At 57.4% G+C, this 25,993-nt stretch carries 22 protein-coding genes and 1 pseudogene; 8 read left to right on the top strand and 15 right to left on the bottom strand.

Going from position 1 to position 25,993, the window contains the following annotated elements:
- Positions 1 to 78: 78 nt before the first annotated feature.
- From KO499_RS08225 to paaX, 3 genes are all read right to left on the bottom strand, one after another.
- Positions 79 to 1,401 carry an ABC transporter substrate-binding protein gene (locus tag KO499_RS08225; protein ID WP_215983206.1) on the bottom strand — a complete coding sequence of 441 codons (1,323 nt, stop codon included), beginning with the start codon at positions 1,399 to 1,401 and terminating at the stop codon, positions 79 to 81.
- Positions 1,402 to 1,699: 298 nt separating this feature from the next.
- Positions 1,700 to 2,596: an AraC family transcriptional regulator gene (locus tag KO499_RS08230; protein ID WP_215983207.1), complete on the bottom strand. Its 897-nt coding sequence runs from the start codon at positions 2,594 to 2,596 to the stop codon at positions 1,700 to 1,702.
- A 51-nt stretch (positions 2,597 to 2,647) separates the two neighbouring features.
- Positions 2,648 to 3,613: a phenylacetic acid degradation operon negative regulatory protein PaaX gene (gene paaX, locus KO499_RS08235; RefSeq protein WP_215983208.1), complete on the bottom strand. Its 966-nt coding sequence runs from the start codon at positions 3,611 to 3,613 to the stop codon at positions 2,648 to 2,650.
- 308 nt (positions 3,614 to 3,921) lie between these two features.
- Here paaX and KO499_RS08240 point away from each other — a divergent pair, with 308 nt between their 5' ends.
- From KO499_RS08240 to KO499_RS19720, 6 genes and pseudogenes are all read left to right on the top strand, one after another.
- A complete protein-coding gene (locus KO499_RS08240) occupies positions 3,922 to 5,079 on the top strand; it encodes an ABC transporter substrate-binding protein (RefSeq protein WP_215983209.1) in 1,158 nt (385 codons plus the stop codon).
- Positions 5,080 to 5,161: 82 nt separating this feature from the next.
- Positions 5,162 to 6,037 (top strand): branched-chain amino acid ABC transporter permease, encoded by an 876-nt coding sequence (locus KO499_RS08245; protein ID WP_215983210.1) that lies wholly within the window; start codon positions 5,162 to 5,164, stop codon positions 6,035 to 6,037.
- The gene (locus KO499_RS08250; protein WP_215983211.1) at positions 6,037 to 7,044 is read left to right on the top strand and encodes a branched-chain amino acid ABC transporter permease; all 1,008 of its coding nucleotides are present in this window, start codon (positions 6,037 to 6,039) and stop codon (positions 7,042 to 7,044) included. Before KO499_RS08245 ends, KO499_RS08250 begins: the two co-directional genes overlap by 1 nt.
- On the top strand, positions 7,041 to 7,799 hold the full coding sequence (locus tag KO499_RS08255) for an ABC transporter ATP-binding protein (RefSeq protein WP_215983212.1): 759 nt from the start codon (positions 7,041 to 7,043) through the stop codon (positions 7,797 to 7,799). Before KO499_RS08250 ends, KO499_RS08255 begins: the two co-directional genes overlap by 4 nt.
- A gap of 38 nt (positions 7,800 to 7,837) precedes the next feature.
- Positions 7,838 to 8,266, top strand: a pseudogene (locus KO499_RS19715) (hemerythrin domain-containing protein); the annotation flags it as partial.
- Between the two features lie 210 nt (positions 8,267 to 8,476).
- On the top strand, positions 8,477 to 9,181 hold the full coding sequence (locus KO499_RS19720) for an ABC transporter ATP-binding protein (protein WP_228339857.1): 705 nt from the start codon (positions 8,477 to 8,479) through the stop codon (positions 9,179 to 9,181).
- A 121-nt stretch (positions 9,182 to 9,302) separates the two neighbouring features.
- Here the strand turns inward: KO499_RS19720 and paaZ are convergent, their stop codons facing one another.
- From paaZ to paaG, 11 genes are all read right to left on the bottom strand, one after another.
- Positions 9,303 to 11,348: a phenylacetic acid degradation bifunctional protein PaaZ gene (paaZ, locus tag KO499_RS08265; RefSeq protein WP_215983214.1), complete on the bottom strand. Its 2,046-nt coding sequence runs from the start codon at positions 11,346 to 11,348 to the stop codon at positions 9,303 to 9,305.
- An 87-nt stretch (positions 11,349 to 11,435) separates the two neighbouring features.
- Positions 11,436 to 12,515 (bottom strand): 1,2-phenylacetyl-CoA epoxidase subunit PaaE, encoded by a 1,080-nt coding sequence (gene paaE / locus KO499_RS08270; protein ID WP_215983215.1) that lies wholly within the window; start codon positions 12,513 to 12,515, stop codon positions 11,436 to 11,438.
- A 13-nt stretch (positions 12,516 to 12,528) separates the two neighbouring features.
- A complete protein-coding gene (gene paaD, locus KO499_RS08275) occupies positions 12,529 to 13,098 on the bottom strand; it encodes a 1,2-phenylacetyl-CoA epoxidase subunit PaaD (protein ID WP_215983216.1) in 570 nt (189 codons plus the stop codon).
- Positions 13,082 to 13,846, bottom strand: coding sequence for a 1,2-phenylacetyl-CoA epoxidase subunit PaaC (gene paaC, locus KO499_RS08280; protein ID WP_215983217.1), 765 nt, complete (start codon positions 13,844 to 13,846; stop codon positions 13,082 to 13,084). Before paaC ends, paaD begins: the two co-directional genes overlap by 17 nt.
- A 12-nt stretch (positions 13,847 to 13,858) precedes the next feature.
- Positions 13,859 to 14,140: a 1,2-phenylacetyl-CoA epoxidase subunit PaaB gene (gene paaB, locus KO499_RS08285; protein ID WP_215983218.1), complete on the bottom strand. Its 282-nt coding sequence runs from the start codon at positions 14,138 to 14,140 to the stop codon at positions 13,859 to 13,861.
- A 17-nt stretch (positions 14,141 to 14,157) separates the two neighbouring features.
- The gene (gene paaA / locus KO499_RS08290; protein WP_215983219.1) at positions 14,158 to 15,150 is read right to left on the bottom strand and encodes a 1,2-phenylacetyl-CoA epoxidase subunit PaaA; all 993 of its coding nucleotides are present in this window, start codon (positions 15,148 to 15,150) and stop codon (positions 14,158 to 14,160) included.
- A 328-nt stretch (positions 15,151 to 15,478) separates the two neighbouring features.
- A complete protein-coding gene (gene paaK, locus KO499_RS08295; RefSeq protein WP_215983220.1) occupies positions 15,479 to 16,789 on the bottom strand; it encodes a phenylacetate--CoA ligase PaaK in 1,311 nt (436 codons plus the stop codon).
- 70 nt (positions 16,790 to 16,859) lie between these two features.
- Positions 16,860 to 18,107, bottom strand: a complete 1,248-nt coding sequence (pcaF, locus tag KO499_RS08300; protein WP_215983221.1) for a 3-oxoadipyl-CoA thiolase — start codon at positions 18,105 to 18,107, stop codon at positions 16,860 to 16,862.
- A complete protein-coding gene (gene paaI / locus KO499_RS08305; protein WP_215983222.1) occupies positions 18,104 to 18,550 on the bottom strand; it encodes a hydroxyphenylacetyl-CoA thioesterase PaaI in 447 nt (148 codons plus the stop codon). The genes pcaF and paaI overlap by 4 nt, the downstream gene beginning before the upstream one ends.
- Positions 18,547 to 20,067: a 3-hydroxyacyl-CoA dehydrogenase PaaH gene (gene paaH, locus KO499_RS08310; RefSeq protein WP_215983223.1), complete on the bottom strand. Its 1,521-nt coding sequence runs from the start codon at positions 20,065 to 20,067 to the stop codon at positions 18,547 to 18,549. Before paaH ends, paaI begins: the two co-directional genes overlap by 4 nt.
- 3 nt (positions 20,068 to 20,070) lie before the next feature.
- A complete protein-coding gene (gene paaG, locus KO499_RS08315; RefSeq protein ID WP_215983224.1) occupies positions 20,071 to 20,862 on the bottom strand; it encodes a 2-(1,2-epoxy-1,2-dihydrophenyl)acetyl-CoA isomerase PaaG in 792 nt (263 codons plus the stop codon).
- A gap of 385 nt (positions 20,863 to 21,247) precedes the next feature.
- On the opposite strand from paaG, the gene KO499_RS08320 reads away from it, so the two are divergent.
- Complete coding sequence (locus tag KO499_RS08320) at positions 21,248 to 21,847, top strand: phenylacetic acid degradation protein PaaY (RefSeq protein WP_215983225.1); 600 nt, start codon at positions 21,248 to 21,250, stop codon at positions 21,845 to 21,847.
- A 30-nt stretch (positions 21,848 to 21,877) separates the two neighbouring features.
- On the opposite strand, the gene KO499_RS08325 is transcribed toward KO499_RS08320, so the two are convergent.
- Positions 21,878 to 22,330: an Lrp/AsnC ligand binding domain-containing protein gene (locus tag KO499_RS08325; RefSeq protein ID WP_215983226.1), complete on the bottom strand. Its 453-nt coding sequence runs from the start codon at positions 22,328 to 22,330 to the stop codon at positions 21,878 to 21,880.
- 159 nt (positions 22,331 to 22,489) lie between these two features.
- Between KO499_RS08325 and KO499_RS08330 the strand changes: the two genes are divergently transcribed.
- Positions 22,490 to 25,984 carry an NAD-glutamate dehydrogenase gene (locus tag KO499_RS08330; protein ID WP_215983227.1) on the top strand — a complete coding sequence of 1,165 codons (3,495 nt, stop codon included), beginning with the start codon at positions 22,490 to 22,492 and terminating at the stop codon, positions 25,982 to 25,984.
- Positions 25,985 to 25,993: the final 9 nt, after the last annotated feature.

Below are 25,993 nucleotides of genomic sequence, written 5' to 3' on the forward strand. Positions count from 1 at the left end.
CGGGGCTGCCCGTCAGAACCGCTCAGGCGGTTTGACGGGAGACTCTGGCGTCAGTCGTTTGGGTTTAGTGCGCCCGGGTCAGTTCGAGTAGTAGCGAGCTCGGGTCATTTCTCGGGTGGTAATCGATTGGGCCCCCATCAGAGCCTGTTCTGCCGACATGGAACCGGCGAGCGCGCCAGAGAAGAGTTTGCCAACCTGGGTTGCGATGGCCTGAAACTCCGGGATGGCAGCAAACTGGACGCCCACATAGGGGGCTGGCTTCAGTGTGGCGTCATTGGGGTCGGCTTTGTCCATTGATTCAAGGGTTCTGGTCGCAAACGGTGCCGCAGCGATATACTCCGCGTTCTCGTAGGTGGACGCCCGGGTGCCCGGAGGAATAGTGGCGATACCCGTAGTCTCTGCCACCAGGGCACTGTAGCTTTTGGATGTCGCCCAGGTGATAAACGTTTTGGCGGCCTCCTTGGCATCCGAGCTGACCGGGATGGCCAGTGCCCAGGACCACAGCCAACCTGCACCCTTGTCGGTCTTCTGGCTGGGGGCCAGAGCGAAATCAACCTTGTCGGCAACCTTGCTCTGGGCTTCGTCAGTGACAAAGGCGCCGGCGACGGTGGCGTCTACCCACATTCCGCATTTGCCGGAGTTGAACAGCGCCAGGTTTTCATTGAAACCATTGGATGACGCACCTGGCGGGCCATAGTTGCCCAGCAGGTCGACGTAGAAAGTAAGGGCGTTTTTCCACTCCGGGCCACTGAATTCGGGCTTCCACTCCTCATCAAACCAGCGGGCACCGAAGGCATTGGCCATGGTGGTGATCAGTGCCATGTTCTCGCCCCAGCCGGCTTTACCACGCAGGCAAATCCCGTACTGTCCTTCGTCTGGTTTGTGGAGGGTTTTGGCGAACGATTTCATCTGATCCCAGGTAGGCTGATCGGGCATGGTCAGGCCGTTTGCCTCGAACAGATCCTTGCGATAGTAAGTCATGGAGCTTTCGGCATAGAAGGGCAGCGCGTAGAGCTTGCCGTTCTTGGAGAGGCCGCCGAGAACAGACGGGAAGATATCTTCCTTGTCGTAGTCTGCCGGCAGATCATCCATCACCGTCAGCCAGCCCTTTTCCCCCCAGATCGGGGCTTCGTACATGCCGATGGTCATGACATCAAACTGACCACCGCCGGTGGCAATGTCGGTCGTCAGGCGCTGGCGCAGGACGTTTTCCTCCAGTACAACCCAGTCCAGGTCGATGTGGGGATATTCGGCTTCGAAAGCATCGGAGAGGCTCTGCATGCGAATCATGTCGCCGTTGTTCACAGTGCCGATCGTGACTTTGGTGGCTGCCAGGGCGGAGGAGGATGCGCTCAGGATCCCCGCTGTTACCAGCGCAGGAAGAAGAAGGTTGCTGCTCATGTTCGAACCTCTGTTTATTTTTGGAGTAGGTCGATCCGGGCTAAATCTGGAAACCCGTCAACATTGTTGTCGGTCCACCCATTCGGGTGTTTAGTCCTATGAGCCTATTACACGCCGAGCGGAACATGCGGACAAATACATACTTCGCCGGATTTATGTACTTTTTTGCCATTCAAAAAACAGTGCCCGGTTGTGTTCGTTGTTGCAGAGCCGCCTCCGAACAAGGAGCTGCTCCGCCATCTGTCTGATTGAAAAGGAAAATAAATCGGGGCGATAAAGTATTGGTGAGAGGCGTTGGTCAGCCCCGGTACAGGGCGTCCAGGGAGGCTTTTCGATAGTCCGAGGGGGTCATCTTCTTCAGGTGGAAAAAGCGCCGGTTGAAATTGGCAATATTGTTGAACCCCACCGAGAAGCAGATTTCGGTAACGGGCTCGTCAGTATGGGCGAGGTGTTCGCAGGCTTTGTTTATGCGCAGAGTGTTAACGAACTCGACAAAGCGTTGGCCGGTCGCCTTTTTGAAGAATTTCGAGAAATAGGTCGGGCCCATGTTTACATGATCTGCAACTTCTTCGAGTGAGATGCTGGAGTCATAAGACTCAAATATGTAATTGACGGCCTGGTTGAGCCGATGGAGAATTTTCTCGTCGGTAATGGGTATGTAGGTTGATGAAGAGAGCACCCGGTAATTATCACTGCTTGCCAGGATCTCAATCAGCATCCAGAAGCGGGTCAGGCGCCTGAATCCCCCGTAGTTTGCAATGTCTTCAAGCAACTCCACCGCCCGGGCAATGGTGTCGGCGTTCAGGAACTCGATGCCATATTGTGCTCGCTCCCAGAAAGGTGCCAGCTGTCTGGCTTCAGGAAAGAAAGATTCACAGCCTTTCACAAACTGGTGAGAGAAGTTGACGACGCGGTCGCGCAAGTCGATGTGCTCTCCCTTGTCGAGCTGGCTGATCCAGTTGTGGGGCAGATTGGGGCCAACGAGGATCAGGCTGTTGGGCGAGAAGTTGCCAATGTAGTCGCCAACGAAAACCTTGCCTGATGTTTCTGTGATCAGGTGCAGTTCGTATTCTTCATGGTAATGCCAGCGAACGAGGGGGCTGGGGTAGCCATGGTCAAGGTAGCGGATCGATTCATCACCGTGCTGATCGACCCACTCAAATTCGGGTTTCAGGCGTTGTTTTGTTGTGCTCATAAAGCACCAGGGTCGCATCTGATCTGTTCAGAATACACCAGTTTTTTCGGTTCAGACAGCTGGTTCCAGCGGTTGTGCGCCCTGACTGGACATGTCTCGCAATCCGCCAAAGCGCCGGTAAAACTTTTCTCCTGGTCCGGGTAGTGGGCCAGAGGCGTTTTCCAGGGTTTCATCAAGCCATTGTTCGGCCCGCGCGAAGATCTGCCGGTACAGGTTGCGGCACAGCTGTTTAGCGCTACGTCCTTCCCAATCACCTGGTAACAGCTCATCCGGCAGGAGCGGGTCTCGAAGCAGAATTTTCCGGTATTCGTGAATCAGCAGGATTCGCAGAATGAGGCATTCCTCGGGACTGAGGGTGTCCTCAGACTGAAGCTCCCGCCACAGAGGGCGGAACTGGCTAAGGAAGCGGCGGTAGCGGCCTCCCAGTTCGTCCAGGTTCCAGCTTTCGCGCACCTGCAGCCTGAGTGCCTTCGGGCTTTTCTGCTCCATGGGAACGGTCTGCATCACAACGGTGTCTTCAAGGGCACCCCATTCCTGCAGCATGGGAATCAGTTCCGCGCTGGTAAACCTAGGATGCTCCATCAGGCCGGGTGCCATACTGCCGAAACTGAGCCATTTCAGCTCTTCCCGAACCTTCTGTCGAAGTTCCGGAGACAACTGGTTCAGGTATACCAGGCACCAACTGCCGTTCCACTCTTCGGTATCCAGGCTGTAGACATACTGGAAAGCCTGCTCAAACCGGCGCAGGCCAGGGCCGGTAAGACTGTAATAGCTGCAACGGCCAACCTTTTCGGTCTGTAGCCAGGATTCCTGAACCAGTCGATACACAGAGGTACGAACCAGTCGCTGGCTGATGCCCATGGGTTCGACCAGTTTCATCAGGCTGCCGAGCCAGACATTGCCGCCGCGCGGCACGATGGCATCACCATAAATGGTGATAATGAGGGAGCCGGCCCGCAGGGGGCGCTTCTTCTGGAAGTTTTTGACGAGCAGTTCTAGCTGGCTTTTTGCAGTCATGGCCTGGGTTCGCAGATAAAAATCAATGAAACACGTTCCCCGTATTATGCGGTTCTTACGTGTCAGGTAAAGGTTTGTGTTCCGGTTTGCCCTATTGGCGCATGGCACTTGTATCGGCTTTATTGAAGGAGCTGTCGCTGGGCTCCCTTAAATCGGTTGACACGAACGTTATGATACAATAACTTCATTTGATATTCGTCAATGGTATCGAATTATGCGTACCCATAGCGAAGCACAGGGATGGTCATAGTCAAGGAAGAAGAAATAAAAACACTAAAGCCCTTGCACAATTCGGGAGAATAAAAACAATGTTCAAAACAGTGATACGCCGCGCAGGAAAGTGCGCAGTCGTTGCTGCCGCCGGTCTCATGATGATGAGCGCCCAGGCAGCTGAACCTATCAAGATTGGCTCGTTCCTGTCCGTGACAGGTCCGGCCTCCTTCCTTGGCGATCCCGAGCTGAAAACGCTCGAGATGTACGTTGAAAAAATCAATGAAGAAGGCGGTGTCCTTGGTCGTCAGCTCGAACTTATCCACTATGACGACGTTGGCAATGCGTCTTCTGCCCGAAACTTCGCCAGCCGCCTGATCCGGTCGGATCGGGTTGATATCATCGTCGGCGGCAGTACCACCGGCGCTACCATGGCGGCTGTTCCACTGATTCAGCAGGCGAAGGTTCCATTAATCTCCCTGGCCGGTGCCGTGGTCATTACCACGCCGGTAAAAGAGTGGGTCTTCAAAACGCCGCAAACGGACCGCATGGCGGCAGAGCGAATCCTGACCGACATGAAAGAGCGCGGTATTACCCGGTTCGGCCTGATCTCCGGTACCGGTGGTTTCGGCAGCTCTGGTCGTACCCAGACCCTGGAAGTGGCCGAGCAGATGGGCATGGAAGTAGTGGCCGATGTCACCTACAGCGGATCTGATACAGACATGACCGCGCAGTTGACTAATATCCGTAACACAAGCGGTGTGGAAGCGGTGCTGAACTTCGGTTTTGGTCAGGGACCGGCCATCGTGACCCGCAACTACGCTCAGCTGGGTATGGAGCTGCCGTTCTATCAGTCTCACGGTGTTGCATCTGACAGCTTCCTTGAGCTGGCGGGCGCTTCTGCCGAAGGCCTTCGTCTGCCTGCGTCTCCGCTGCTGGTGCCGGATTCCCTGCCGGAAGACGATCCCCAGAAAGAAGTGGTTCAGAACTACAAGGCTGAATACGAAGCGCGTTGGGATTCCAAGGTGTCCACTTTCGGAGCCTACGCTTACGACGGCCTGATGCTGGCAGTTCGTGCCATTGAAGAAGCGGGCTCGACGGATCCGGAAGCGGTTCGTGAGGCGCTGGAAAACATCGATGGCTACGTGGGCGTAACCGGTGTGTTCAACATGTCGCCGGAAGACCACAACGGTCTTGATCCGGATTCCTTCCGCATCCTGGAAGTCCAGGATGGCGAATGGAAACTGATCAAGTGACCCCCCTTTAACCTGTCTCGCGGCTGGCCACGCCCCGACCGCCGGGTAGGGGGCCAGCCGATGTTCGACCGGGAACACCGCTATGCTCGCAGAATTCTTACAGTACCTGTTTACCGGGATTACTATTGGTGCGACCTACGCACTGATAGCCCTCGGCTTTACCCTGATTTATAACGCCAGTCACGTCATCAACTTTGCCCAGGGCGAGTTTCTGATGATTGGAGGCATGGCCACGGTTTCCCTCACCGCCATGGGTGTGCCCATGATCATTGCGGTCGTATTGGCCGTCGTTCTGGCTGGCATTCTCGGCATCGCCCTGCAGCGTTTTGCCATTGCGCCTGCCAAACAGGCGGATGTTGTTACCCTGATCATCATCACCATTGGTGCTTCTATCTTTATTCGCGGTATTGCCCAGCTGGTTTGGGGCAAGGAATACCATGTGATGCAGAATTTCAGCACAGACCAGCCTATTGAGGTATTTGGTGCCGTGCTGAACAGTCAGAGCCTGTGGGTTCTGGGTGTAGGTGCGATCCTGGTGGTGGCCCTGGTGCTGTTCTTTACCAAAACGTTAATTGGTAAGGCGATTCTGGCAACATCCATGAACAAGGAAGCGGCACGCCTTGTCGGTATCCGGACCCAGATGGTTCTCATGCTGGCGTTTATGGTGTCTGCGTTGCTGGGTTCAGTGGCCGGTATTGTGGTGGCGCCCATCACGTTCACCTCCTACGACATCGGTATCATTCTCGGACTTAAAGGCTTTGTGGCAGCGGCCATTGGCGGCCTGGGCAGCGGAGTTGGTGCGGTTGTCGGTGGGTTGTCTCTGGGCATTGTTGAAGCCATGGCGGCCGGCTACATCTCGTCCGATTACAAGGATGCGGTGGCATTCTCCATGATTCTGCTGGTGCTGTTCTTCATGCCCCGCGGGTTGTTTGGTGCCAAAGTAGTGGAGCGCGTCTGATGCTGAATAATCTTATGCAGTCGCGCCTGCGGGGATTGGTGATCCTTGCACTGATTCTCCTCATTCTGCCCGTGTTTCTGGGCAACCCGTTCCATTATGAGCTGGTTACCCAGATGGCGATCATCGCCGCCACAGTGGTTGGTCTGAATCTGCTGGTGGGCTTTGCGGGCCAGATCAGTCTGGGCCATGCCGGCTTTTTTGGCCTTGGTGCCTATTTTACCGGCATCGCAACCGGAACATACGGCTGGCCGTCGGTTCCTGCGCTGGTGGTGGGAGCGATCGTTGTCGGCTTTATTGCCTGGATTGTTGGCCGGCCGATTCTACGCCTGAAAGGCCACTATCTTTCCATGGCGACCCTTGCCGTGGGGTTCATTATTGCCATTATCCTGAACAACGAGCGGGCACTCACCGGTGGGCCGGACGGCATGCCAGTGCCAGCGTTCGAGGTCTTCGGCTGGGAGCTGAGCGCGTTCGGTAGCTATTCGCTGTTCGGTATCGATATTGAAGGTTTCCAGGCCTGGTACATCTTTGCCAGCGTGGTGTTGCTGGTGGCGGTCTGGTTCGCTCTGAACCTTATCGAATCACCCATTGGCCGGGCGCTGCGCTCGGTTCATGGCTCGGAAGTGGCTGCCAGTGTGGTTGGCGTGAATACTGCGAAATACAAGAGTCTGGTGTTCGTGATTTCTGCCGTCTATGCCAGTCTGATGGGTAGTCTCTATGCCCATTTTCAGGGCTTTATCACGCCCGCGGTGGCAAGTTTCGAGTTTTCCATTCTCTTTATAACCATGGTCGTGCTCGGCGGCATGGGGTCCACCTTTGGTGTGATTCTCGGTGCTGTGGTGCTGAAGCTGTTACCCCAGGTTCTGGCGGATTTCCAGGAGCTGGAGCATGTCATGTTCGGTCTGATCCTGATGCTCACCATGATTTTTATGCCCAAGGGACTGTTGCCTACGCTGACCATATTCTTTTCCAAAAGAATGCGCCGGAAAGCGGGAGGTGAGGCATGACCGCGCTGGTTGAAGTCAAAGGGCTGGATAAGGCCTTCGGTGGCGTGCATGCGGTGGAAGGTGTCAGTTTCTCCGTGGAAGCCGGGCAGGTCTATTCGGTTATCGGTCCCAACGGCGCTGGCAAGACCACGCTGTTCAACCTGATTACCGGGCTTTATACGCCGACCAAGGGTGAGATCCTGTTGAATGGTGAGAGCACCGCCAAACTGGAGCCGAATGAGTTGGCTGAGAGAGGCATGTGCCGCACGTTCCAGCAGATGCAGATCTGCATGAACATGACGGCCATCGAGAATGTGATGCTGGGCCGACACCTGCAGCTCAGGAGCAGTCTGTTTACCACATTGTTCCGGTTGCCGTCTCTGCGCCGCAACGAGGCCGCCGCTCGCAAGCGTGCAGCGGAACTGATGGAATATGTGGGCTGTGGTGAATACCTGGATACAGACGCATCGGCCATGTCCTATGGCGCTCTCAAGCGTCTGGAGATTGCCCGGGCACTGGCGGCTGAGCCCAGGGTTATTCTTCTGGATGAGCCGGCCGCCGGTCTGAATGCGGTTGAAACCGCTGCCCTGGAGGATCTGATCCGGAAAATTGCCGATCAGGGCACTACCGTGATGCTGGTTGAGCACGACATGAAGCTGGTAATGGGAATATCCGACCGGCTGCTGGTGCTTAACTATGGCCGCGTGCTGGCCGAAGGAAGCCCCGAGGAAATCCGTCAGAACCCGGATGTTATCGCCGCCTATCTGGGTGGCTGAGCCAGGAGACATTTCACATGAGCGAACAAAACACTGAAATGGCGCCTGCCCAGTCACGCAGTGAGCAGGCCGTCCGGATTATTGTTCAGGAACACCAGGCGCTGTGGCGGATTCTGGATCTGCTGGATCAGCTGCTGAGTGACATGAACCTTAACGACCAGCGGCCGGATGAACGGCTGCTGAAGACGATTTTCGATTACATCCAGCATTTCTCCCAGCGTGTCCATAGCACACCGACCGATATTGAACTGTACAAAAGGCTAGGTGAAAAATCCCCGGAAACCGCGCCCTTGCTGGAGAAACTGGCCAAAGGCTATGTCATCGGTCATGGCAAGCTTCTGGAATTACGTCAGTTACTGGCTGAGTGTGAGGAACGCTGGCCAGAGGGTCGCGAGGAATTCAGTCATGCCCTGGCGCGTTTCACGGAAGCCCTGCGCAAGCACATTCGCAAGGAAGAGGGCGTGGTGATTCCCAGGGCCCGCAAGCTCCTGACCGAAGAAGACTGGCAGCAGATCATTGACGCGCGGGATGTGGAAAATGATCCTCTGTTCGGTGAGCGGGTCCGGGAAGATTTCCGGGAATTGCGGCACCAGATTGTCAGCTACACCCCGGAGAAATTCGGCGGGCTGGGCCTGAAGCACGCGGAGCGGGTGACTGCACCCCACGCCAAACAGGAGATGCTGTCTATCAAGGGGCTGGTGACTTCCTACGGCCAGATTGAGGTTCTGCACGATGTGGATATACACATCAACAGTGGCGAAATTGTTTCGCTTGTCGGCGCCAACGGCGCCGGCAAATCAACCCTGTTGATGACCATCTCCGGCCTGCAGCCCACTGACCGCGGAGCCATTACCTTTGAGGGTAAGGATCTGTCGAAGACAAGTGCCGATCAGCGGGTGGGCAGTGGGATTGTCCAGGTGCCAGAGGGCCGGCAGGTGTTCAAGGACCTGAGTGTCCATGACAACCTGCTGCTGGGCGCCTACACGCGGGGCAAGACGCCTGAAGTGATGGACGATCTGGAGCGGATGTACACGAAGTTCCCGATCCTTCGTCAGAAGCGCCACAACCTGGCGGGTGAGCTGTCCGGTGGTCAGCAGCAGATGCTGGCCATGGGGCGTGCCCTGATGGCCAAGCCGAGACTTCTGCTTCTGGACGAGCCCAGTATGGGCCTGGCGCCGCTGATCATCGAAGAGATCTTCAACATCGTAAAGGAACTGAAGGAAGAGGGTATTACGATCTTCCTGGTAGAGCAGAATGCTTCCCAGGCTCTGGCGCTGGCCGATCGCGGTTACGTGCTGGAAACGGGCAAGGTTGTGATCGAAGGAACCGGCCGTGATCTGCTCAGCAATGAGAAGGTTCGGGAGGCCTACCTGGGGATGTAACGCTCCGATGTTTTCTCGACACAAATAAAAGGGGGACAGGTCTTGCGACCTGTCCCCCTTTTATTTGCCTCGCGCTTGCACCCTGGGGTCCAGGACAGGGCGCAAGCAGGCAAGCCCGGTGTTACTCGGGCTTTTTGGCAACCAGTGTCAGGATGTCGTAGCTTGCAACCAGCTCGTCGTTCTGGTTGGTTACCTGGACGTCCCATACAACGACACCCTGGGGGTGGCCGTCGGGGGAAGTCCGACCCTGATCAATCTTGCGCTTGCAGGTCAGCCGCGCCCGGATGGTGTCACCCGGAGCCACCGGTTCAATGAAGCGCAGTGTATCCAGGCCGTAGTTCGCCAACACCGGACCTTCGCCCGGAGAAACGAACAGGCCTGCCGCGGCCGACAGTACAAAATAACCGTGAGCAATGCGCTTGCCGAACTGGGATTCCCGGGCCGCAAGTTCATCGAAATGCATGTAGAAGTGGTCACCGGAGAGGCAGCCGAAGTTAACGATGTCTGCTTCCGTCACCGTGCGGCGATGGGTCAGCAGGGACTCGTTGATCTGCAGATCTTCGAAATGGCGACGGAACGGGTGCACTTCGGTTTCGATAAGAGCTGCGCCGCGGACATACTCACGCGTAACGGCGGCCAGCATGCTAGGAGAGCCCTGAATGGCAGTGCGCTGCAGGTAATGGTGCACCGCACGGATACCGCCCAGTTCTTCACCACCACCGGCGCGACCCGGACCGCCATGCTTGAGCATGGGCAAGGGGGAACCGTGACCGGTGGATTCTTTCGCCGCTTCGGCATCCAGCAGGTGCAGACGACCATGGAAGGCGGCCAGAAGTGGCGCGACCTTGCCGGCAATGGCGGGGTCACGGGTGGTCAGGGTGGTGACGAGGGAGCCGCGACCTTTTGAACACAACTCAACAGCATCATCGATGGTGTCGTAAGGAATCACGGTAGCAACCGGGCCGAATGCCTCGATGTCATGGGCGCCACAGCCGTTTTCCGGGTTCCGGCACAGCAGCAGGTGCGGCTCGATGAAGGCGCCTTTCCCGGTGCCGTCGCCGGTGGGCTCGAAGGTACCTTCGCCACCGGTCACCAGCTCACTGGTCTTGAGCAGTTCCTGGATGTTGGCCTTCACGTCTTCCAGCTGGTCGATGGATGCCAGGGCGCCCATTCGCACGCCTTCCACGGAAGGATCGCCCACCGTAACTTTTGATAACCGCTCCTTGAGCTTCTCACAAACCGCATCCACCTGGTCTTTCGGCACCAGTACACGGCGGATGGCGGTACATTTCTGACCCGCCTTGGCGGTCATCTCGCGTCCCACTTCCCTGACGAAGAGGTCGAATTCCTCGTGCTCGGGGGTGACATCCGGGGCGAGGATTGCACTGTTCAGGGAATCCGCTTCCGCGTTGAACGGAATTGAACGGTTGATGATGTTCGGATGGTTGCGCAGCTTGCGGGCAGTGGCGGCGGAACCGGTGAACGTCACCACGTCCTGCTCTTCCAGGTGCTCAAACAGATCGCCGGTGCTGCCGATGATCAGCTGCAGGCTGCCTTCAGGAAGCGCGCCGGATTCCTGCATCAGGCGAACGGCCAGTTCGGTCACGTAGCAGGTTGAGGTGGCAGGTTTCACGATGGATGGCATGCCCGCCAGGAATGTGGGCGCAAACTTCTCCAGCATGCCCCACACCGGGAAATTGTAGGCATCAATGTGAACCGCCACACCGCCACGGGGCACCAGGATATGGGTGCCTGCAAAGTGGTTGTTCTTGCCCAGCGGGGTCACCGGTCCTTCGTGGACCACATTGCCGGAGGGCAGCTCGCGGCGGCCCATACTGGCATAGGAAAACAGGGTGCCAAAACCACCGTCGATATCGATGCCGTTATCGCCCCTGGTGGACCCGGTATGCATCGACAGGGCGTAGAGTTCTTTCTTGTGTTCCTGCAGGTACAGGGCCATGGCTTTCAGGGCCAGGGCTCGTTCCTGGAAATCCATGGCCATCAGGTTCTTGCCACCGACCTTGCGGCCATACTCGACGGCGTTTCTGAAATCCAGGGTGTCGTCGTGGGTGTGGGCGATTATGTCGCCGTTTACCGCGCTGGGCAGGGCTTTGGCGGGCTTTTCACCGACCCACTGGCCGGCAATGAAACTTTTCAGGACTGACATGGGATACTCCATTCGTTTCTGAAAGGCGAAGGCAAGCTCCGTTGCTGCGGAACTTGCCCTGCTTGTGTCTTGTTGTCGGGGCGGAAACTACATCTCGTCGTAGTCCAGAACCACCTTGTCGCTGATCGGGTAGCACTGACAGGAGAGCACGTAGCCGGCGTCCACTTCGTAGTCTTCCAGAGCGAAGTTCTGGTCCATCTCCACTTCGCCTTCCACCACTTTGGCGCGGCAGGTGGAGCAGACACCAGCCTTGCAGGAATAGGGCAGATCAGCGCCTTCTTCATTGCCGGCATCGAGGATGCTTTTGGTGTCGCGTACCAGTGGAAAGGTCAGGGTGCGTCCATCGGCAATGACGGTCACTTCGCTGATTGACTGGGGATCAACGTGGGCCGGATCCCGGTCTTTCCGGGCCTGAGGGACGCCATCGGCCGGCGTGAACAGCTCAAAGTGGATCTTGCTCTTTTCCATGCCGTGCCTGAGCAGTGAGTCCCGCACTGTCTCGGTCATCAGCTGGGGGCCACAGATGAAGGCTGCAGTCAGCTCTTTGGCATTGATCCAGTGGTCGAACAGCTTGTCGCATTTCTCGTGATCAATGCGGCCGTTGTACAGGTCGATGTCCTGCTCTTCGCGGGTGAAGATGTACACCAGATTCAGGCGGGACATGTACTCGTTCTTCAGGTCCTGCAGCTCGTCACGGAACATGGTGCTGCTGGTGGCCTTGTTGCCGTAGAACAGGGTGAGCTCACTTTTGGGCTCGGTTTCCAGCGTGGTCTTCACGATCGACAGGATCGGGGTGATGCCACTGCCGGCGGCAACGGCCAGATAATTGCCTTCACGTTCCGGGTCCAGATCGATGGAGAAATGCCCCTGCGGCGGCATGACCTCCAGAGTCTGGCCGGGTTTCAGCTGCTCGTTGGCAAACGTGGAGAAGCGGCCGCCGGAAACCTGTTTGACGGCAATACGCAGTTCCTGGTCCTTAACGCTGCGGCAAATCGAATAGGAGCGACGAACTTCCTCGCCATCGAGTTTGGTCCGCACAACCAGATGCTGGCCCTGCTGGTAATGGAACTTGTCTGCCAGATCTTCCGGCACGTCAAAAGCAAGTGATACGGCGTTTTTTGTTTCAGGTCTGACCTCTTTGAGGGTCAGTGAGTAGAATTTGTTCATGATCGTATCGGCTCTAGATGCATTTGAAATAGTCGAAGGGCTCGAGGCATTCCTTGCAACGGTACAGGGCTTTGCAGGCGGTGGACCCGAACTCGCTGACCCGTTCGGTGTCCTTGCTGCCACAGTGGGGGCAGGCAATGACGTCCGATTCCCCGAGCAGGCTCATTTTGCTGGAGCTGCCTTCGGGGGGCGCGATTCCGAATGCCCTGAGCTTTTCTTTGCCTTCGTCTGTAATCCAGTCGGTAGTCCAGGCAGGGGTCAGCACCTGATTGATCTCGGGATCCCGGAAGCCGGCAGCACGCATGGCTTCGGCAATCAGTTCCTCAATCAATTCGGTGGCCGGGCAGCCGGAGTAGGTTGGTGTTACGTCGATGGACAGTGTTTTTCCGTCCCAGCGAACAGCCCGGACAATGCCGAGCTCAACAACACTCACTGCCGGCACTTCCGGGTCTTTGACCTCTTCCAGAAGTGCCCAGATGTCGTTTTCTGTCAGCAGATCGGGGCGGGCATTGGCCGGCACCCGATCGCTGGCAATCAGAATGTCGACAGCTGACCGGCTGTCTGAATCACCATGTTGTGGCATCGGGATAGGCCCTCTGCAGGAACTGCATTTCTGCCAGGATGAAACCGAGGTGTTCGGTGTGTTCGCCGTGTTTGCCACCCATATACATCCAGGCGTCTTCCGCACCCGGTGTCAGGGTTGCCTGGGTCAGCACTTCGTTCACCATGCCTCGCCAGTCTTCGGCCAGTTGGTCGGGGTTCGGGCCAATGCCCGCCTCGGCCATGACACGATCGGTGTCGTCCGGGGTAATCAGTTCGCCGGTAAAACGCCAGAGGATATCAACGGCATCCTGCATGCGGCGGTGGCTCTCTTCGGTGCCATCACCCAGGCGCTTTACCCACTCCGAGGAGCGGCGCAGGTGGTAGGTTGCCTCTTTCACGGCCTTTGCCGCGATACTGGCAATACGCTCGTCACTGGATCCGGTCAGGCTTTTGAGCGTGAAGTAGTGCCACGCGTCGAAGAAGAACTGGCGGCCCATGGTAACGGCGTAATCTTCGTTAGGCTGCTCGGTGAGCAACAGGTTACGGAAGTCATGGGCATCCCGGCGGAACGCCAGCTTGTCTGCATCGCGGCCATCGTCGATCAGCTCGGCGGCGTACTCGTACCAGTTGCGGGCCTGACCGATGAGGTCGAGGGCAACGTTCATCAGGGCCAGTTCTTCCTCAAGCGCCGGGGCCTTGCCGCACAGCTCGGACAGGCGCTGACCCAGGATCATGTCGGAGTCTGCCAGGCGCAGCAGGTATTCTTTCAGGGCTTCTGCTTGTGTCACTGGAACCGCTCCTTACATGTGTCCGACTTCATCGGGCAGCTTGTAAAAGGAAGCGTGCCGGTAAACCTTGTCTTCCGACGGGTCGAAAAGCACTTCCTTCTCGTCAGACGCGGACGCCGTGATCGTGTCGGAGGGAACGACCCAGATGCTTACGCCTTCGCTACGGCGGGTGTAGAGTTCACGGGCATTTTCCATGGCCATCTCGGCGTCAGCGGCATGCACGCTGCCAACGTGTTTGTGGTTCAGGCCGTGCTTGGACCGAACAAAGACTTCGTAAAGGCGCCATTCAGACATAGTGTATTCCTCCGGTATCAAGCGGCTTGTGAGCGCTGTTTTTGTTTTTCGGCATAGGCGACGGCCGCTTCACGGACCCAGGCGCCTTCGTCAATTGCTTTCTTGCGAGTGGTGATGCGCTCGCGGTTGCAGGGGCCGTTGCCCTTGAGAACGTCGTAGAACTCCTGCCAGTTGATTTCACCGAAATCATAATGGCCGGTTTCTTCGTTCCACTTCAGGTCCGGATCCGGCGCAGTGCAGCCAAGGAACTCGAGCTGCGGCACGGTCTGATCGATGAACATCTGACGCAGTTCGTCGTTGCTCTTTCGTTTGATCTTCCAGGCCATGGACTGCTGGGAGTTTGGAGACTCGTCATCGTGCGGACCGAACATCATCAGCGCCGGCCACCACAGTCGGTTGATGGCGTCCTGCACCATGGCTTTTTGCTCCTCAGTGCCTTCGCGCATCATGTCCAGCAGGATCTGGTAACCCTGACGCTGATGGAAGCTCTCTTCCTTGCAGATGCGGATCATGGCACGGGAGTAGGGGCCATAAGAGGTACGCTGCAGTACCACCTGGTTCACGATGGCGGCGCCATCCACCAGCCAGCCAACAGCTCCCATATCGGCCCAGTTCAGGGTCGGATAGTTAAAAATGCTGGAGTACTTCGCTTTGCCCTGGTGCAGCTTCTCGATTTCTTCATCACGGTCAGCGCCCAGGGTTTCCATGGCGCTGTACAGATACAGGCCGTGGCCAGCTTCGTCCTGGATTTTTGCCATCAGCTGAAGTTTCCGCTTCAGCGTGGGAGCCCGGGTTACCCAGTTGCCTTCCGGCAGCATGCCAACCACTTCCGAGTGGGCGTGCTGGGAAATCTGGCGAATGAGCGTTTTCCGATAACCTTCCGGCATCCAGTTCTTGGCTTCGATCTTGGTTTCGGCGTCGACCTTTTCCTGAAACTCGCGCTCTTCGGGCGACATCTCTTCTTTGGTCTTCAGGCGCTTGGCGCCGGTTTCAACGAGCTGGGCGTACATAAACAAATACCTCCGGATCGGGCTTGTTGTTCTGTTGTCCGTAAACAGTGTTGCCCTCAGTAGGGGCTGAAGGCTGATGACTCCATATTATATGATACTGAATAAATATCAAGAAATGTCTTTGTGTGTCAGGTTGTACGGATGCGATTCCTTAATGTGTATTAAGAGTCTGAATTTAAAGATAAAAAATGTGATACGAATATAGACGCTATTGAGATCAGCGAAAGGGAAGTGAAATTAAATAGGCGCTTCTGTGAAGAGAATGGCAATACAGGCGTGAGAGTCAGCCGCAATACATGCGGTCTGACCCTCTGCCGGGCACGCAGGCCTACTTGTTTCGGCGGTCAAATACTCGCTTGGCCTTGCCTTCCGAGCGCGCCAGACGATTAGGTTCAACCACCTCGACACGAGTGCTGATGCCGATGTAGGACTTGATGTGATGGGCCAGTTCTCTGGCCGCGGTGGCACGACTTTCGGGGCTGTCTGTTGCGCCAGGCTTCAGCTCGGTACGGATGTCCACGCAGTCCAGGTTGCTTTCCTTGTAAACCTCGATCTCGTAATGCGGAGCCAGTGCCTCGCACTTCAGAACCTGTTCCTCGATCTGGCTCGGGAACACGTTCACTCCACGGATAATCAGCATGTCATCGCTGCGGCCGGTAATCTTGTCGATTCGACGCATGGGGCGTGCGGTACCGGGCAGCAGGCGGGTGAGATCCCGGGTGCGGTAGCGCAGAATTGGCAGAGCCACCTTGGTCAGCGAGGTGAATACCAGTTCACCGTATTCGCCATCGGGTAAGACTTCACCGGTTTCCGGGTTGATGATTTCCGGGTAGAAGTGGTCTTCCCAGATGGTGGGGCCGTCTTTTGTTTCAATGCACTCCATACCCACGCCGGGGCCCATGACTTCCGACAAGCCATAGATGTCCAGCGCCTGGATACCAAGACGTTCCTCGATCTCGGTACGCATGGCGTTGGTCCAGGGTTCTGCTCCGAAAATCCCAAGGCGCAAAGGAAGCTTGTGAGGATCGATACCCTGACGCTCCATCTCATCGGCAATGTTGAGCATGTAAGACGGCGTGACCATGATGATGTCTGGCTCGAAGTCTTTGATCAGCTGAACCTGTTTTTCGGTCTGGCCGCCCGACATGGGGATCACGGTACAGCCAAGGCGTTCGGCACCGTAGTGTGCGCCGAGGCCGCCGGTGAACAGGCCATAACCGTAGGAAACATGGACTTTGTCGCCCCGGGAACCGCCGCCGGCACGGATCGAGCGGGCCACAATATCTGCCCAGTTGTCGATGTCACTCTGGGTGTAACCGACCACCGTGGGTTTGCCGGTGGTGCCGCTGGACGCATGCACCCGGACCACGTCTGACATGGGGGTCGCAAACATACCGAAGGGGTAGTTGTCGCGCAGATCCGCCTTGGTGGTAAACGGTACGTTGGCCAGATCATCCAGGGAATGAATATCCATCGGCTTGAGGCCGATGTCATCGAAGGCTTTGCGATAGAAGGGCACGTTGGTGTAGGCATGGACCAGGCTCCAGCGCAGGCGCTGTAGCTGTTCGTGCCGGAGCTCGTCAAGGCTGGCGGTCTCCATGCGGTCAAGTTTGCCAAGTTTTTGTAGTGGTAAGGTCATGGTTCTGTCCTGCTTTGTTCTTATCGGATAGTAATCGTTGTTCTGTTTTGTTCTGTTCTGACCAGTGGTGTCAGGCTATCGCATCCATACGTTCAATGATCAGGGCGATCCCCTGGCCGACGCCGATGCACATGGTGCAGAGGGCATACCGGGCTTTCTGACCCGCAGTGTGGCGGCGCTCAAGCTCGTTCAGGGCGGTGGTGACAAGCCGGGCACCGCTCATGCCCAGTGGGTGGCCCAGAGCAATGGCTCCACCGTTGGGATTAACGTGCTCTGCGTCATCTGGCAGACCGAGATCGCGGGTTACTGCGAGGGCCTGGGCTGCAAAGGCCTCGTTCAGCTCAATCACGTCCATGTCAGCCAGCTCCAGGCCAGCGGTTGCCAGAACCTTGCGGGTCGCTGGTGCCGGGCCAAAGCCCATAATCCGTGGCTCGACGCCGGCGGTCGACATGGCGACAATCCGGGCGCGGGGCTTCAGGTTGTATTGTTTGAGCGCATCGGGTCCGGCCAGGAGCAGGGCGCAGGCGCCGTCGTTGACACCGGAGGCATTGCCCGCTGTGACCGTGCCGTTTTCACGGAACGGGGTTGGCAAAGAGGCCAGTTTTTCAAGGCTGGTTTCCCTGGGGTGTTCGTCGGTGTCCACCACCAATGGGTCCTGCTTGCGACGAGGAATGGTCACTGGAGTGATCTCACTACCAAATCGGCCGGCCTGCTGAGCTGCGGCGGTGCGCTGCTGGCTGCGCAGAGCGAACGCATCCTGATCTTCCCTGGAAATGTCGAAATCAGCCGCGACGTTCTCTGCTGTTTCCGGCATGGAGTCGATTCCATATTGCTTCTTCAGCACCGGGTTGACGAAACGCCAGCCGATGGTGGTGTCGAAAATCTCCGCCTTTCGGCTGAACGCCGACTCGGCCTTGCCCATAACAAAGGGGGCCCGTGACATGGACTCTACGCCGCCGGCAATCATCAGTTGGGTTTCTCCGGTGCGGATTGCCCGGGCTGCACTTCCGATTGCATCCATACCGGAGCCGCACAGACGGTTGATGGTGCTGCCTGGAACATCTACCGGCAGGCCTGCCAGCAGCAGGGACATGCGGGCGACATCACGGTTGTCTTCACCGGCCTGATTGGCGCAACCGTAGAGCACGTCGTCGACTTTCGACCAGTCAAGATCCGGGTGCCTTTCGGTCAACGCCCTGATCGGGATGGCGCCCAGGTCATCGGCTCGGACGGATGAGAGGGCGCCGCCGTAACGACCGATGGGAGTGCGGATGGCATCGACGATGTAAGCGTCTTTAAGGGAATTGTCGGTGCTCATGCAGTTTCCTCCGAATTGCGTACTGTGCCGCGAACCTCATAGGAGCGGCCCCGGAAAAGGGCAACCTTGCGGCCGTCCTGATTGGTGAGAGAAATGTCGTAAACGCCGGTGCGACCGCCGCGGGCCTGTTCTTCGGCGGTGGCGGTCAGCCGGTCGCCTTCTTTCGCGCCGTACATGTAGTCAATGCTGCAACCTGAGGCGACGGTGGCCCGGTCGTAGCTGTTGCAGGCAAACGCAAAGGCGGAATCGGCGAGGGTGAACAGATAGCCACCATGGCAGGAACCATGGCCCTGGATCATGTCGCCGGTGACTGTCATGGTGAGCACCGCTTTGCCCGGTGCCACAGACTCAATGTTCATGCCCAGCTTCTGGCTGGCTCGGTCCCGCGCGAACATGCTTTTGGCGCATTCTTCGGCGAGTGTTTGCGGATCCATCTCGCTCATGAATAGAACCCCTTCTGTGCAAATGCATTCTTCCGGAGCAGCAGGGCAGGGCGGTAGCGGTCTTCTGCGTAGCTGTTCTGGATGTTGGTGAGCACCTTGAATACGTGTCCCGCGCCCAGTCTGTCACTCCAGCTCAAGGGGCCGTCGGGATAGTTCAGGCCCGCTTTCATGGCCAGGTCAATGTCTGCAACTGTTGCAACACCCTGCAGGGCGGCGTCGGCGGCTTCGTTGGCCAGCATGGCCACGGTGCGCATGACCACCAGACCCGGGCGGTCGGCAATCAGGCTGACGGCAATCCCGGCTTTTTGCAGGAGCGCGCAGGCACAGGCTATTGCCGCGTCGGACGCTTGCTCTGCCGGAGCCAGGGCAAGCCTGGTTGCTTTGCTGTAGTCAAAGGCCAGATCAAAAAGAACAAGATTGGAGATGCCATCGCTGGCGGCGCGCTCGGTGGCCATTCGGCCGTCGGTCAGTGCCAGTACGGCATCGCCGAAGCGAATCTGGCCTGGGCCGTCTCGCTCGATAACGGTCAGGCCGGCGGCTTTCATCCGCTCCAGCAGTGGTGTTGCTGCACCGGGATTGCCTTCTGCTATGACGACGGTCTCATCGGATTGATGGCCCGGCTCGGTCTGTGGTTGAGGTTTTTCAGCACCCTCGCCATACGGGTAAAACCCCTGACCGCTCTTGCGGCCAAGTCGGCCGGCTTCTACCAGTTCTCTCTGGATCAGTGATGGCAGAAAACGCGGGTCCTGGAAATAGGCATTGAAAACCGAGTTGGTGACGGCGTAGTTGACGTCGTGGCCGATCAGGTCTGTCAGTTCGAATGCACCCATCCGGAATTGACCCGCTTCTCGAATGATGGCATCCAGCGTGGCGGCATCGGTAGCCTGTTCCTGCAGCAGGCGCAGGCTTTCTGCATAAAACGGACGGGCTACACGATTTACGATAAAGCCGGGAGTAGAGGTTGCGTAGACCGGCTTCTTGCCCCAGGCGCATGCCGTGGCGTGAACAGTGTCGGCAACGGGCTTGCTGGTGGCGAGTCCCATCACCACTTCCACCAGCGCCATCAGGGGGGCTGGGTTGAAGAAGTGCATGCCCACGAGGCGTTCAGGCTTCTGCATTTCTGCGCCGAGAGCGGTCACGGAAATGGATGAGGTGTTGGTGGCGAGAATGGTCTCCCCGGCGCACAGCTTTTCCAGGTTTGCCAGCAACTGACGTTTAATCTGAAGGTCTTCGATAATGGCCTCGATGACCAGACCGGCGTCTGCGACATCTTCCAGATTTGCGACCGGCTGAATCCGGTCAATAACGTCGTCCAGCTCCTGTTGCTGCATCTTGCCCTTGTCGACACGACGCTGCAGCTGTCTGGCAATACCGTCACGGCCCGCTTCAGCGGCACCGTCTCTCTGATCGTGCAGGTAAACCTGATGGCCTGCCTGGGCAGCTACCTGGGCGATGCCTGAGCCCATAGCCCCGGCGCCGACCACGGCAACTTTGGTTTGGGTGTCCAGTGCCGGCATGACTTATTTCCCCTTGAAGTTCGGCGTGCGTTTTTCCATGAAGGCGGCAACGCCCTCGCGGTAATCTTCGGTCTGCCCGGCCATGCGCTGGAGGTCCCGCTCCAGGTTGATCTGTTCTTCAAAGGTATTGGCGGCGCTGGCGTGCAGCGCCCGCTTGATCAGGGCAAGGCCTTTGGTCGGCTGGGTCGCGAAATGACGGGCAAGCTTCATGGTCTCTTCCATGAGTTGCTCGTTATCGACGCAACGCCAGATCATGCCCCAGTTTTCCGCCTGTTCGGCGCTGATTTTCTCGCCAAGAAGCGCCATGCCTTTGGCGCGGGCCATGCCGGCCACGCGGGGCAGGGTCCAGGTGCCACCGGAATCGGGCACCAGCCCCAATTTGCAGAAGGCCTGAACGAAGCTGGCTGAGCGGGCGGCAAGGGTGATGTCGCAGGCGAGGGCAATGTTGGCGCCAGCGCCAGCCGCCACACCGTTTACGGCGCAGAGTACGGGCATAGGCAGATCCCGCAGGCTTCGCATCAGAGGGTTGTAGTACATCTCCAGAGAGACGCCCAGATCCGGCATTTCCTGGTCCGGGGATACGCTGCGGTCGGATAGGTCCTGCCCCGCGCAAAAGCCGCGGCCGGAGCCGGTTATGACCAGTACACGGACAGACTCATCCTTGCGCACGGTGCTGATGGCATCGCGCATGCGTTCGTGCATTTCAACATTGAAACTGTTCAGGCTGTCCGGACGGTTCAGGGTTAGCAGAGCCACGCCCTGATCGATTTCAAGAAGAATGCTCGGCTGAGTCATGGCGTTGTTGTCCTGTTGTTTGTTGTAGGTGGATAGCTTGAAGGGTGTCCTGGCGAGACACGGTGCTATCAATTGTGGGAAATGAGTATATCTTAGAATTGATACTCGTCAAGGATTGTGCATGCGTTGTTCTGTATCACGTTGACCGAATGTGATAGACGGTTAGTTCTATGTGTCTGAAAATACGTTATAAAATTATGTACGCTTTGAGTTTGATGCCTTGATATCAGGAGTTTTTGCGTCCGGATCGGGTCTCGGGGTGTGAAAAATATGCCGGAAAAGAGTAATGTGATACAGAAAATCAATCACAATAAATATTTGGGTCCCATGTTTCAGTCCGGTTCAGGGTTGATCGCAGCAGGGCCCTTTTGCTCAGGAGGCCGATATGCCCAGTTACAGTATAGAAGGCGTTGTTCCCGTCGTTCACCCGTCCGCCTATGTGCATCCAACGGCTGTCCTGATTGGTGATGTCTGGATTGGGCCAGACTGCTACGTAGGGCCTGCAGCCTCGTTACGTGCAGATTTCGGGCGGATCGTTCTCAAGCAGGGTTCCAATGTTCAGGATACCTGTGTGATGCATGCCTTCCCCGGAATGGACACAATTGTCGAGCAGAATGGCCACGTCGGGCACGGCGCGATTCTGCATGGCTGCATCGTCGGCGCGGATGCCATGGTCGGGATGAATGCTGTCGTGATGGATGAGGCCCACATTGCACCTCGCTCTATTGTTGGCGCCTGCGCCTTTGTGAAAGCAAAGTTTACCTGCGAGCCGGGCTCACTGATTGTTGGCTCACCCGCCAGGGTAATGCGGATGCTCAGCGACAAGGAAATTGCCTGGAAGAAAAAGGGAACCGAGGAGTACCAGCGGCTTACGCTGCGTTCACTGGCCAGTCTGGAGGAAGTTCAGCCCCTTGCCGAGGCCGAAACAGGCCGGGCCAGAGTGGATGCCGGAGGGTACAAGCCCAAGTACGAACAGTCTGAGTGACCATCGGCGTCGGATTGTGACTTGCGGCTCTTACAGTCCGGCGTCTTTGACATTTTCCATGACCACGAAGGTGCTGGTCTGAAGCACATGGGGCAGGGCTGAAATCTCCTCCCCCAGAACCTGCCGGTATTCCTGCATGTTGCGGGTTCTGACTTTCAACAGATAGTCGAAGTTGCCGGCAATCATGTGGCATTGCTCCACTGCGGATACATTCTGGACGGCTTTGTTGAAGGCCGAGAGAGCGTTGCTGCTGGTGTCATTCAATGTGACCTGCGCAAAGGCAATGTGGCTGAGGCCCAGTTTGGTCTGGTTCACCAGAGCCGTATACCCGGTAACATATCCATGCTCCTCAAGCCGGCGCATCCGTACCTGGCAGGGGGTTTTGGAAAGGCCCACCCGGGACGCAAGTTCAGTCACCGTGATTCGGGAATTTTTCTGCAGTTCGCGAATAATGGATTGGTCTATTCTATCCAATTCGGCCATGTTCTTGGTTCCAGGCTGGATTAACGGCTAAATCATTCTTTAAATATAATCGAAACTCCTCTATTTCGAAACTATATGGTCAAAGCGACTTTCTTGGCTTGCGTATACTGACGGGTAAACCAGCCCAGCTCGAACGTATGAAACGTCCGGAGAGTTTCGATGACCGATTCACGCGCATTACAAAAACAAACCCTACTGGAACAGCTTGCCGATGTCCTCCAGCATCAGGCCTCCGACAATGGAGACTCCCTTGAGTTGCGGGAGATTGTGGCCCGGATGGTTGAGGAATCCCGATCCTGGGATGACGACCTCCATGGTGAACTGGTTCAGTGTTTTGGCGACGCCATTGGCGGGCGCTATGCGCAGGGGTTCAGTGGTGGTTTTCCGTCGACATACCGGGCCAGATTCCCGGTTTCGGAAGCCCTTGCTGATATCGAGCAGATTCAGTCCATCGCGGTGAGCTCCGACGTGCCCATGCGTTTTTACCAGCCCCGCGATCCGGACGAGACCGGGTTCCATTTCAAGCTGTACAGCGAAGGCCAGCCGGTTGTCCTGTCGGACGTGATACCGATTCTGGAAAATCTGGGAATGCGGGTGCTCGGGGAGCATCCATATCGTGTGCGGCGCCGGGACGGCGAAAACTTTGGTGTCAGTGATTTTACCGTTGAGCTTCACGCCCGCTGTCGGAGCGCAGACCTGGATACCGCCCGCCCGCTCATCCAGTCGGCGTTCCGGGAAATCTGGAACGGTTTTGCCGAGAATGATGACTTCAACCAACTGATCATGCTGTGTGGTCTGGGGTGGCGCGAAGTGGCTCTGATCAGAGCGTATGCCCGCTATATCAAGCAGCTCCGGTTCGGATTCAGTCAGCCGTTCATCGCCGAAACCCTGGCTCGTCATCCTGGCATAACCTCCAGGCTTGTCGCTTTCTTTTTCAGCCGGTTCCAGCCCGATGTGAGAGGGCGAAAGGCAAAGATCGAGCGGCTTGAATCTGAGCTTCAGGGTGCGCTTGAGGCCGTGGACAGCCTGGATGATGACCGCATTCTTCGACGCTTCTTCATGGTTATCCGGGCAACCCTTCGAACAAACTACTTTCAGTTCCGGGAAGACGGTGGAATACCGGCCTATCTTTCTCTCAAACTGGATCCGTCCGCTATTCCGGATATTCCTCGCCCGAGGCCCAGATTCGAGATTTTCGTCTATTCGCCAAGGGTTGAAGGCGTGCATTTGCGGTCCGGGCCAGTGGCAAGGGGTGGCCTCCGGTGGTCAGACCGTATTGAGGATTATCGTACCGAGATCCTTGGTCTGGTTAAGGCCCAGCAGGTCAAGAACTCTGTAATTGTTCCCGCCGGAGCCAAAGGCGGTTTCGTGGTGAAACGACCGCCTCAGAGTGGGTCCCGGGAGGCTCTGAGAGAAGAAGGTGTCGCCTGCTATCAGACATTCATTCGCGGGCTTCTGGATATCACGGACAATCTGGACGACGGCAAGGTTGTGCCACCGGACAACGTCGTTCGCTACGATGATGATGACACTTATCTGGTGGTTGCCGCCGACAAGGGGACAGCCACGTTTTCCGATATCGCCAACACGCTCGCCGCCGAATACGGCTTCTGGCTCGGGGATGCGTTCGCTTCCGGTGGCAGCGAGGGCTATGACCATAAGAAGATGGGCATTACCGCCCGGGGTGCGTGGGAATCGGTGAAGCGGCACTTTCTCGAGAAAGGCACCGATATCCAGAAGGACGAATTTACCGTTGTGGGCATCGGGGATATGGCCGGGGATGTGTTTGGCAATGGCATGCTGCTGTCAGATCGGATTCGGCTGGTTGGCGCCTTCAATCACCAGCATATCTTCCTCGACCCGACTCCGGATGCGGCGGCGTCTTTCCAGGAAAGGCAGCGCCTTTTTAGCCTGCCCGGATCGACCTGGGCCGACTATGACGCACGGCTGATCAGCGAGGGCGGCGGTGTATTTTCCCGCGCCATGAAAGCCATCCCGGTGTCTGCGCAAATGCGCAAGGCGCTGGGAATCAGGGCGCGGACGCTGTCACCCGCTGACCTGATCAGCGCTCTGTTGAGGGCGCCGGTGGACATGCTGTGGAATGGTGGTATCGGCACTTATGTGAAGGCACCTTCCGAATCGCATGAAGAGGTGGGCGACAAGGCCAATGACGCCCTGCGAGTGGACAGCACCGAGTTGCGCTGCAAGGTTCTGGGCGAGGGAGGCAACCTGGGTGTCACCCAGCGCGCGCGGATCGACTTCGCCCGTCGCGGAGGCGCCGTGAACAGTGATTTCATCGACAACGCGGGTGGAGTCGACTGTTCCGACCACGAGGTAAACATCAAAATCCTGCTCAATGACCTGGTTAATCGGCAGGAGATGTCGCTTCGGGAGCGTAATGCAATGCTCCGGGCCATGACCCCCGAAGTGGCCGAACTGGTATTGCGCAACAACTACCGGCAGGCGATGGCGCTTAACCTTGCCCGGAATCCCGCGGTTGCCACCGAAGACCAGTATGACCGTCTGATGCGTCGGCTTGAAACCGACGGCAAGCTCGACCGCGGACTGGAGTTTCTGCCCTCCGATGAAGAGATGCAGGCCCGGCGGGAAACCGGTGCAGGGCTGACCCGCCCAGAGCTGGCGGTTCTGGTGTCCTATGCAAAGATTGAGCTCAAGCAGGTTCTGGTCGCATCCCCTATCGTGCATGACGCGCGGTTCAATTCGGCGCTGCATTCGGCCTTTCCGGCATCCCTGTTGACCGCTTTCCCGGAAGCGGTTGAGGCCCACCCTTTGCGGGCCGAAATCTCGGCAACACAGATTGCCAACGATATGGTGAATCGCATGGGGATTACCTGGTTCGACCGGATTCGAAGCACAACCGGGGCTGATGCCGGGCGCATTGCCTCGGCGTACCTGATCTCCCTGCGGATCCACGAGGTGGACGCACACTGGGAAGCTATCGAATCGCTGGATGGAAACGTCGGTGCTGGCGTTCAGGCGGAGCTGTTTGCCGATGCTATTCATCTGGTGACCCGGAGCACCAACTGGTTGTTGCAGAACCGTCGGCAGGCGCTGGATCCGGTTACCTGTATCGATCATTACCGGGCACCGCTTGCGGATGTGCTGGCTTCAAAAGACAGTCTCGAGTCGGTGATTCCTGCGAGTCGCTGGTATGAACGCTATGCTGAGTATTGTGAGCGAATGGTGCCGGAGGATTTATCGGCGTGGTGTGCGTCGGCAGAGAGTCGTTACTGGTTGATGGACATGATCGACATTGCCCGTCAGCTGGATCAGGAGTTGCTCTCCGTGGCGTCTGTGTATTTCAGCCTGGGGGAGAAACTGAACCTGACCTGGCTTGATCGGCAAATGCGAGCCTTCCGTGCGAGCAGTCACTGGCAGGTGCTGGCGACGATCCATTTCCGGGATGAGCTGGACCATCAGTTGCGGAACCTGACATCCAGTGTGTTTACCGGGCCGTGGCACGGCGAAGGTACACCGGAGGGACGCCTTGAAGCCTGGAGTGAAGATAAGCGGATGTTGCTCGGCCGATGGGAGCGAATGCTGGATGACATGCAGGCCGCGAGCGACGTGGATTGCGCTGTTTTCTCGGTCGCACATGGCGTGCTCAGAGAGCTGGCACAGAAAGCCGCTTAGCAGTGTCGG

The sequence above is a fragment of the Marinobacter sp. F3R08 genome (assembly GCF_018860425.1).
Classification (GTDB): domain Bacteria; phylum Pseudomonadota; class Gammaproteobacteria; order Pseudomonadales; family Oleiphilaceae; genus Marinobacter.

Bases quoted from the DNA above. Each gene is read 5' to 3' on its own strand.
- KO499_RS08225 (WP_215983206.1), bottom strand. From the start codon at position 1,401: ATGAGCAGCAACCTTCTTCTTCCTGCGCTGGTAACAGCGGGGATCCTG.
- KO499_RS08230 (WP_215983207.1), bottom strand. From the start codon at position 2,596: ATGAGCACAACAAAACAACGCCTGAAACCCGAATTTGAGTGGGTCGAT.
- paaX (WP_215983208.1), bottom strand. From the start codon at position 3,613: ATGACTGCAAAAAGCCAGCTAGAACTGCTCGTCAAAAACTTCCAGAAG.
- KO499_RS08240 (WP_215983209.1), top strand. From the start codon at position 3,922: ATGTTCAAAACAGTGATACGCCGCGCAGGAAAGTGCGCAGTCGTTGCT.
- KO499_RS08245 (WP_215983210.1), top strand. From the start codon at position 5,162: ATGCTCGCAGAATTCTTACAGTACCTGTTTACCGGGATTACTATTGGT.
- KO499_RS08250 (WP_215983211.1), top strand. From the start codon at position 6,037: ATGCTGAATAATCTTATGCAGTCGCGCCTGCGGGGATTGGTGATCCTT.
- KO499_RS08255 (WP_215983212.1), top strand. From the start codon at position 7,041: ATGACCGCGCTGGTTGAAGTCAAAGGGCTGGATAAGGCCTTCGGTGGC.
- KO499_RS19720 (WP_228339857.1), top strand. From the start codon at position 8,477: ATGCTGTCTATCAAGGGGCTGGTGACTTCCTACGGCCAGATTGAGGTT.
- paaZ (WP_215983214.1), bottom strand. From the start codon at position 11,348: ATGTCAGTCCTGAAAAGTTTCATTGCCGGCCAGTGGGTCGGTGAAAAG.
- paaE (WP_215983215.1), bottom strand. From the start codon at position 12,515: ATGAACAAATTCTACTCACTGACCCTCAAAGAGGTCAGACCTGAAACA.
- paaD (WP_215983216.1), bottom strand. From the start codon at position 13,098: ATGCCACAACATGGTGATTCAGACAGCCGGTCAGCTGTCGACATTCTG.
- paaB (WP_215983218.1), bottom strand. From the start codon at position 14,140: ATGTCTGAATGGCGCCTTTACGAAGTCTTTGTTCGGTCCAAGCACGGC.
- paaA (WP_215983219.1), bottom strand. From the start codon at position 15,150: ATGTACGCCCAGCTCGTTGAAACCGGCGCCAAGCGCCTGAAGACCAAA.
- paaK (WP_215983220.1), bottom strand. From the start codon at position 16,789: ATGACCTTACCACTACAAAAACTTGGCAAACTTGACCGCATGGAGACC.
- pcaF (WP_215983221.1), bottom strand. From the start codon at position 18,107: ATGAGCACCGACAATTCCCTTAAAGACGCTTACATCGTCGATGCCATC.
- paaI (WP_215983222.1), bottom strand. From the start codon at position 18,550: ATGAGCGAGATGGATCCGCAAACACTCGCCGAAGAATGCGCCAAAAGC.
- paaH (WP_215983223.1), bottom strand. From the start codon at position 20,067: ATGCCGGCACTGGACACCCAAACCAAAGTTGCCGTGGTCGGCGCCGGG.
- paaG (WP_215983224.1), bottom strand. From the start codon at position 20,862: ATGACTCAGCCGAGCATTCTTCTTGAAATCGATCAGGGCGTGGCTCTG.
- KO499_RS08320 (WP_215983225.1), top strand. From the start codon at position 21,248: ATGCCCAGTTACAGTATAGAAGGCGTTGTTCCCGTCGTTCACCCGTCC.
- KO499_RS08325 (WP_215983226.1), bottom strand. From the start codon at position 22,330: ATGGCCGAATTGGATAGAATAGACCAATCCATTATTCGCGAACTGCAG.
- KO499_RS08330 (WP_215983227.1), top strand. From the start codon at position 22,490: ATGACCGATTCACGCGCATTACAAAAACAAACCCTACTGGAACAGCTT.